Origin of the sequence: Tenacibaculum bernardetii (genome assembly GCF_029125915.1) — a bacterium.
Taxonomy (GTDB): domain Bacteria; phylum Bacteroidota; class Bacteroidia; order Flavobacteriales; family Flavobacteriaceae; genus Polaribacter; species Polaribacter bernardetii.
In genome coordinates this window covers 122,652-131,692 of record NZ_JAQJCU010000009.1, presented here as the reverse complement: position 1 = coordinate 131,692, position 9,041 = coordinate 122,652, and the positions used below count along the sequence as shown (strand labels likewise).

General features: G+C 31.9%; 5 protein-coding genes. 3 read left to right on the top strand and 2 right to left on the bottom strand.

What is annotated here, in order from left to right:
• On the bottom strand, positions 1 to 2,377 hold a 2,377-nt coding region (locus P2G10_RS09405; protein WP_275316276.1), incomplete at its 3' end, for a DUF5011 domain-containing protein.
• 33 nt (positions 2,378 to 2,410) lie between these two features.
• Positions 2,411 to 2,890 carry a hypothetical protein gene (locus tag P2G10_RS09400; protein ID WP_275316275.1) on the bottom strand — a complete coding sequence of 160 codons (480 nt, stop codon included), beginning with the start codon at positions 2,888 to 2,890 and terminating at the stop codon, positions 2,411 to 2,413.
• A gap of 369 nt (positions 2,891 to 3,259) precedes the next feature.
• Here P2G10_RS09400 and mnmE point away from each other — a divergent pair, with 369 nt between their 5' ends.
• The 3 genes from mnmE to P2G10_RS09385 all read left to right on the top strand — a co-directional run bounded on the left by mnmE (position 3,260) and on the right by P2G10_RS09385 (position 9,039).
• A complete protein-coding gene (mnmE, locus tag P2G10_RS09395) occupies positions 3,260 to 4,654 on the top strand; it encodes a tRNA uridine-5-carboxymethylaminomethyl(34) synthesis GTPase MnmE (protein ID WP_275316274.1) in 1,395 nt (464 codons plus the stop codon).
• 80 nt (positions 4,655 to 4,734) lie between these two features.
• Positions 4,735 to 5,148, top strand: coding sequence for an HYC_CC_PP family protein (locus P2G10_RS09390; RefSeq protein ID WP_275316273.1), 414 nt, complete (start codon positions 4,735 to 4,737; stop codon positions 5,146 to 5,148).
• Between the two features lie 108 nt (positions 5,149 to 5,256).
• A complete protein-coding gene (locus P2G10_RS09385) occupies positions 5,257 to 9,039 on the top strand; it encodes an efflux RND transporter permease subunit (protein WP_275316272.1) in 3,783 nt (1,260 codons plus the stop codon).
• The last annotated feature ends 2 nt before the right edge of the window (positions 9,040 to 9,041 follow it).

The window sequence follows — 9,041 nt, the reverse complement described above, 5'->3', positions numbered from 1 at the left end:
GTGGATTCGATCCGGTTAATGTGATTACAGGTTCAGTAGTATCTTGAACTGTTACAGCTCTTGTTACTTCTGTTGCTTCATTTCCTGCGGTATCACTTACATTATAGGTTACTGTATAAGTTCCTGGTGTACTCATATCAACTGCACTCGCATCGATAACAACCGTTAAGCCTGTCTCACAATCGGTTACTGTAGCTCCTTCTTCGATATAAGTAGCACATGATTCTAAAGTCATTGCTGCTGCTCCTGTTAATGTGATTACAGGCGGTGTCTTATCCTGAACAACGACTTCGAATGTACATGGTTCTGATATGTTGTTACAATCATCTTTAGCTATTGCTGTAACAATTGTTGTTCCTTCTGGAAAATTATATGGAAAATTAATTGGGATTCCATTAACTTTATATGTTATCGTTGCTTCACTACAAGTATCCATCGCTGTGGCAATAAATGTACCTTCATAGGTACACGAATTTTCGTCTAAATTATAACTAGTTGATACTATAGGGCAAGTAATTATTGGTGCTCCTGTATCTTTAATGGTAATCACTTGAACATACTCATCGCTTTTTCGTCCACAAATATCTGTAAATGTCCATGTGTTAGTGTAAGTTCCAATAGTAGGACAATTATTAGATTCAATAAAGTCTCCTGAGACTTTAGTTATTATTAAATCACAACTTAACGTTGGTTTTAATAATTGAGCGGCTTCTAATTCACCTGTATCATCACATGATATTTTTCTATCTAATGAATTTACTACTGTAACCCAATCTGCTTCTGCTGGACGGTTAATTTTAATAGTTATAGGTTTTTCATCTCCAATACCACAATTAATCGTAGTACTTGAGCTTTTTGTAGTTTGTGTGTTTGTATTCTTTATTCCTTTATAAGTTGCTTGCATTTGTAACTGAAACTCTTCAGAACATTTTGTTTCTAAAAAATAACATTGCTCTTTTACTTTTACTTGGTAATTTATAGCATATGCTTGATCTGCAATATCTGTAATTCCGTTCACAGAAGTAAACGTTAATTTTCTTGTTGTTGAATTATAATTATAAGAAACACCTGTTGGTAAAGATGTTATTGGCTCAATTAAATCTACTTCTTCTGGAATATCAACAGCTGTAACTAAATCTTTAACGTTATCGTTCCCATTGTTTTTAATTTGAAAAGACATGTTTACCAAACTACCTACATTAACAGAAGCTCCATTAGCGGGAGTGCTCGATAAAACTAAAGGTGCTAAATCTGGCTTCCAAACATCAACAGAAAGTCCTATTAAAAATAACCCATAAGTTTCTTGATCTGAGATTAGTTTTATTTTAGCAGATTGTTGATTATTACCAATAACACTATTATTGGGGTTACTTAAAGGAAATACATCAGCATCAAAACCTAATGTGTTTTCACTTGATGGGTATCTGTTTGTAAAATTATTTCCGTTTTTTGTTATCTTACTATTAAAAAAATTATTAGCACTTCTTACTACTTGATTTGCACTATTACTATAAGATAAATTTTCCCAAGTATTATTAACTTTTTGAATTTGTAATTTATCGCCTGATAAATCTCTATCCCCTTCTAAAGCCCCAATTACAATATCAGCATTTACTTGTTGATTTCCTGGCAAAGTTGTAAAACCTGTAAATGATATTGTTAATTCACCTAAGTCTTTTGTCATGTGACCGTAACCATCAAATAATGAAATATTCTTAGCTGGTAGCACTGGGCTTTCATATATAAAAACAATTTGCCATCCTCCTGAAGTTCCTGTATTACCACCTCCATGAGATGTTAAACCGCCTTTTTTGGCTCTTACATTTGCTACTTGATAAACTCCGTATGCTGAATTTAATGAACTTACCTGATTTGTTATATCTTTAAAACAAACATAAGGATCGTTTACAAAATGCTCTGTTCTTCCTCTGTAAATAACTTCATCAGCTGTAATTGTTTGATAATTTACTTCGCCTGGAAGTTTTATTTTAACTTGATTATAATTCCAATTTGGTTCATCTTCTAAATCATCTTCTTCCATATCAGCAGCAGCCCAATATAAATAGGCTTTTTTAATACCTAAACAAGCTAATGATGGTTCTGGATTTATAAATTCTGCATTACTAGAATTAAATGTGTTTTCATTATCAATATCAACAAAAACGTTATTCGTAAAATCGTGATTCCCTGCTGATCCATTATAATTATCTGATTTATGTCTTGATAGTACGTTATTTGCAATCATCGTTACATTACCATTTACGGCTTCTGAAAAACGAGGTTTAAAAGTTGCTTTTTCCTGAGCACTAATATTTCCTATATTAAAAAGAAACACCAAGCCTACAGAAAATAAAATTAAGTGAGTAATTTTTTTCATAATTAAAAGAGTTTAATAAGCATTAGTAAGCGCTTAGTTATAGTTCTTGGTATTTGGTATAAATGTTTTTAGAGTTAACTTAGCTGAAGAAGAAATCTTGGCTGAGTTATTTTTAAAGGAAGATGATTGGTTTTTATAAACCTCAATTTGAGAGCAATTCCAGCTATCTAATATAGAATTATAAGGCTTCGTTATTTTTATGTGAAGTATTTTTTTGCTATTTGAGGCTATACTAATAGCGTTTTTAATAGATATCATGTTCTCATCAAACAACGAATATTCTAATGCTGTTTCTATGTTTTTTTGATTTTTACACAAAGAATTAGAAACAACTATATTGTACAAAGCTGTTTCTTTACTGGTATTCTTAATTTGAAATTTGTGTATTTGTTCTTTTTTTGAATTCGGTGCTTCACTATATTTTAATAATGAAATTTCTACTTGACTCTGAGAACTCATTAAAAAAACATTAAAAAAAAGAAAACTGATTGCTAGAGTAATTTTCTGTTCCATATTTACGCATTTTATTTATTTAAGATTTAAACCTTTATAACTTTGGCTATAAAGAAGGGATCAATAACAGGGATAAAAGGGAAATATAATTGTAAGCGTGTACTATTTATTAAATCATAAAAAATATGACTTAATAGTTAGGGTATTTTTTTAAGGAGGATTAAAAATTAATACTAATAGGGTTTAAGTATTAATTATAAGAGGTAACCATTTTTTAGGTCTTTAAAATGGATATATCAAATGTAGTATATATTTTTAGTTATAAAAAACAAGATTTAAATAAAAGGGGATTTTCCCCCTCTTTGTATAGGAAAAAAAATCCTCTCCAATAAATGATATATTTTAATTGTTAATCGGTAATTTTGTAATATGATTCAAAACGATACAATTATTGCTATGGCAACTCCATCTGGTGTTGGAGCTATTGCTGTTATTAGACTATCAGGAGAAAATGCTATTACTATTGTCGATAGTTTTTTTAAATCTGTAACCAATAAAAAATCATTATTGAATCAGAAAACACATACCATTCATTTAGGCCACATTGTTAATAATACAACTGTCTTAGATGAAGTTTTAGTCTCTGTTTTTAAAAACCCACGTTCTTATACTGGTGAAAATGTAGTAGAAATTTCGTGCCACGGATCTGTTTTTATTCAGCAAGAAATCATTCAGTTATTTTTAAAAAATGGCTGTAGAATGGCAGATAATGGTGAGTTTACAATGCGTGCTTTCTTAAACGGAAAAATGGATTTATCGCAAGCGGAAGCTGTAGCAGATGTAATTGCATCAAACTCTGCTGCAAGTCATCAAATGGCTATTCAGCAAATGCGTGGCGGAATTACCAATGAATTAAAAGAACTACGTGTACAATTATTAGATTTTGCTGCTTTAATAGAACTAGAATTAGATTTTTCTGGTGAAGATGTTGAATTTGCTGATAGAACCAAATTTAAGCAATTAGTTGCTAAAATCACTTTTGTTTTAAAGCGATTAATCGATTCTTTTGCTTTTGGTAATGCTATGAAAAACGGAATTCCCGTTGCAATTATAGGAGAACCTAATGTTGGTAAATCAACTTTACTAAACACACTTTTAAACGAAGAAAAAGCAATTGTATCTGATATTGCGGGTACTACGCGTGATGCTATTGAAGACGAATTAATTATAGACGGTGTTGCTTTTCGTTTTATAGATACTGCAGGAATTAGAGAAACTGAAGATATTGTTGAAAACATCGGAATTAAAAAAGCATACGAAAAAGCAGAAAATGCACAATTAATTATCTTTTTAATCGATTCTAATAAATTTTCTTATTCTAGTGAAGAATTTTTACAAGAAATTGAAACGATACAAAAACGTTTTCCTAACAAACGTCTATTAGTAATTGCAAATAAAATTGACACCTTGTCTTGTCATGATTCTGCTGTTCTACAATCAGAAATTGAAAACCTAATTTTACTTTCTGCTAAACAAAAAACAGGCATTGATGAGTTAAAGACAGAATTAACTTCTTTAGTTAATACAGGAGCCTTGAGTAATAATGAAACTATTGTTACCAATTCTCGTCATTTCGAAGCTTTAAATAATGCTTTAACTGCTATTGCTTCTGTGCAACAAGGAATCGATTTAGAAATTTCTACAGATTTATTTTCTATAGATATTCGTGAATGCTTGCGTCATTTAGGTAACATAACAGGTGAGTATGATGTCGACAAAGATATTTTAGGGCATATATTTGGTAACTTCTGTATCGGGAAATAACAACTATATTTTTTCACTATTTACCTTTACATTTTTATTAATATACTATTTACTCAACGTTTAGTATCTTTGTTATTCATATGAAAAAAATTCTCCATAAAACAATATCTTTTTTAATGGCTTTGGTAGTCTTACTATCTACAATGTCGTTTACTATAGATATGCACTTTTGTGGCGATACTTTAATCGATACTGCATTATTTCGCAAAGCAAAAACATGCGGAATGAAAATGCAAAAAGCACCTATTAAAGAATGCTCTATTACAAAGAAAAATTGTTGTAACGATAAACAAATTGCTTTTGAAGGTAAAGATAACTTACAAGCATCTTTTAACTCTCTTAGCTTTGAGCAACAGCAATTTATTACTTCTTTTTTATATACATACATTAACCTTTTTAAAGGGTTTAATAATAACATTTCTCCTTTTAAAACATACAAACCACCACTCGTCACAAAAGAGTTATTTAAATTAGACGAGACGTACTTAATTTAAGTATTAAAACAATAAACTGCATTGTCCTATGATTTTATCATTAGGATAATTTCTTGTATTCGGTATTCTTATAAATACCATTATCTAATTGTTTTAAACATTAAGTGTATGCTAAATAAAAGCATTAAGTTTCTAATAGAAAATAAACTCGTAGCAGTATTATTACTAATTCTTTTTATAGGTTGGGGGACTGTAAACGCACCGTTTAATTGGAATATTAGTTTTTTACCAAGTAATCCTGTTGCTGTAGATGCGATTCCTGATATTGGTGAAAATCAACAAATTGTATTTACCAAATGGGATGGTCGATCTCCTCAAGATATTGAAGATCAAATTACGTATCCTTTAACCACTTCCCTACTCGGTATTCCTGGCGTAAAAACGATTCGTAGCTCGTCTATGTTTGGCTTCTCGAGTATCTATATCATTTTTGAAGAAGACATTGAGTTTTACTGGAGTCGTAGTCGAATTTTAGAAAAACTAAATTCACTTCCAAGTAATTTATTACCAAACGGCGTAAATCCTGCTCTAGGACCTGATGCCACAGGACTGGGTCAGATTTATTGGTATACACTAGAAGGTCGTGATGAAAAAGGTAATGTTACCGGTGGTTGGGATTTACACGAACTTAGAAGTATACAAGACTACTATGTTAAATATGCCTTATCATCTGCAAGTGGTGTTTCAGAAGTTGCTTCTATTGGAGGCTATGTTCAGGAATACCAAATTGATGTAAACCCAGAATTAATGCGTCAATACAATATTGGTTTAAATCAAGTTGTAAAAGCTGTTAAAAGTAGTAATCAAGATATTGGAGCACAGACTTTAGAAATCAATCAAGTTGAATATTTAGTACGTGGTTTAGGATACGTAAAATCAGTTGAAGATATTGAAAATGCAGTGGTAACATCCGAAGACTATACCGCCATTAAAATTAAAGATATTGCTAAAGTATCTTTAGGTCCAGCAACCAGAAGAGGCTTATTAGATAAAGAAGGTGCAGAAGTTGTTGGAGGTGTTGTAGTGGCTAGATACGGAGCCAATCCGATGGAAGTAATTACCAATGTAAAAGAAAAAATAGCAGAACTAAAAGGTGGTTTACCTACTAAAGTATTGCCAGACGGACGCACCTCTCAATTAACAGTTGTTCCTTTTTACGACCGAACTGAACTTATTGAAGAAACCTTAGATACCCTTAACGAAGCATTGATATTAGAAATATTGATTACCATTTTAGTAATTATTGTGATGGTTTTTAACTTAAGAGCCTCTTTATTAATTTCTGGATTATTGCCTGTTGCTATTTTAATGGTTTTTATTACCATGAAACTATTTAATGTTGATGCTAATATTGTGGCATTATCAGGTATTGCAATTGCTATTGGAACGATGGTAGATGTCGGCGTCATACTTGCCGAAAATATGATTCGTCATCTCGACGATAAAAAATTATGTCTTCGTAAAGACGGTACAACATATACAATAAACGAAGTAGTTTATAATGCTACATCAGAAGTTTCAGGCGCTATCTTAACTGCTGTTTTAACAACCATTATAAGTTTTGTACCAGTATTTACAATGATTGGTGCCGAAGGAAAACTTTTTAGACCTTTAGCTTTTACAAAAACAATGGCCTTAGCAGCTTCTTTAGTAATTGCTTTGTTTTTGATTCCGCCATTTGCAGCGTATTTATTCAGGAAAACAACACTTAAAAATTCGTTTAAACATATTATAAATGGAGCGTTAATTATTGCAGGATTTGTAGTTATTATAAGTGGTAATTGGCTAGGTATTGCTGTAATTGCTTTCGGAGTCATAGGCTTACTTGGTGTTCTAGGAAAACTTGATAAGAAAAAAGTTAACCTTACAAACATCATAATTGCTTCGGCTGCTATTGTGTTTCTTCTTGCAGTATATTGGAGACCTTTAGGTTTTAATCGCAGCATTTTAATTAACCTAATCTTTGTGGCTATTATTTGCTTCGGAATTTTAGGCGTATTTTCTGTTTTAAGAATCTATTACGAACAAATATTAAGATGGGCTTTAGCTAACAAACTACTTTTTTTAATCATTCCAACAACCGTTCTTATTTCAGGAGCTTGGATAATGAATAATACAGGTAAAGAATTTATGCCTTCTTTAAATGAAGGTTCTTTTTTACTGATGCCTACTTCTTTACCACATTCTGGCGTAGAAGAAAATAAACGTGTATTGCAACAATTAGACATGGCTGTTGCTACCATTCCAGAAATTAAAACTGTAGTAGGAAAAGCTGGTAGAACAGCATCTGCTCTAGATCCGGCTCCTTTATCGATGTATGAAAACGTGATTCAGTATAAATCAGAATACATGCGAAATGACAAAGGAAAAAGACAGCGCTATAAAGTAAATAATGATGGTTTTTTTGAATTGAAAAATGGAAACCTAATCCATAATAAAAATCTAGTTATCAGTTCGAGCGCAGTCGAGAAGAAAGCGACAAACATTTCGACTGCGCTCAATGTGAAAAACGATCAACTTATCGAAGATAATGATGGAGAATACTATCGTAATTGGCGACCAGAAATTAAGAATCCAGATGATATTTGGAATGAAATTGTAAGAGTTACCAAATTACCAGGTGTTACTTCTGCTCCAAAACTACAACCTATTGAAACGCGATTAGTCATGCTACAAACTGGTATGCGAGCACCTATGGGAATTAAAGTAAAAGGACAAGATTTAAAACAAATTGAAGCTTTTGGCTTGCAACTAGAAAGTCTTTTAAAACAAGCTAAAGGTGTTAAAGTAGAAGCTGTTTTTGCTGATAGAATTGTTGGTAAACCCTATTTATTAATTGATATCAACAGAGAAAAAATAGCGCGTTACGGAATTTCTATTGAAGATGTACAAAGCGTCTTAAAAGTTGCCATTGGTGGTATGGCTTTAACACAAACAGTTGAAGGCAGAGAACGTTATGCAGTTCGTGTTCGCTACCCTAGAGAGCTACGTGGTAATCCCGAAAATATAAAAGATATTTATATTCCTGTAGAAAAAGGAAATCCGGTTCCTTTAAGCGAATTGGCTACGATTCGTTATGAGCAAGGTCCGCAAGTTATTAAAAGTGAAGACACTTTCTTAGTCGGTTATGTTTTGTTTGATAAAATAGATGGTTTTGCAGAAGTAGCTGTTGTTGAAAATGCACAAGCTTTATTTCAACAAAAAATAGATTCAGGAGAATTAATAGTTCCTAAAGGGATCAGTTATAAATTTACAGGAACTTATGAGAATCAGTTACGAGCAGAGAAAACATTATCTGTGGTGGTTCCATTAGCATTAGCCATTATCTTTTTAATCCTCTATTTTCAGTTTAAATCTGTAACCACATCATTAATGGTGTTTACAGGAATTACCGTTGCTTTTGCTGGTGGTTTTATTATGATTTGGTTATATGGCCAAGATTGGTTTTTTAATTTTAATCTCTTTGGCGAGAATATGCGGGAGCTTTTCAATATGAAAACCATTAATTTAAGTGTGGCTGTTTGGGTAGGTTTTATTGCTTTATTTGGTATTGCTACAGATGATGGTGTGGTGATGGCAACCTATCTAACTCAAACTTTTCAACGAGAGAAACCTGCTGATAAAAAAAGTATTCGAATTGCTGCTTTGCATGCTGCCGAGAAACGTATTCGTCCGTGTTTAATGACTACCGTAACTACCATTTTGGCATTATTACCTGTATTAACATCCACAGGAAAAGGAAGTGATATTATGATACCTATGGCAATTCCTATTTTTGGAGGAATGGTAATTGATGTTACCTCGTATTTTATTGTTCCTGTTTTATATAGCTGGAGAGAAGAGCTAAAATTAAAGAGATTAGAGAAAAAAAGAGTTTCTAAAATAGATTAAAA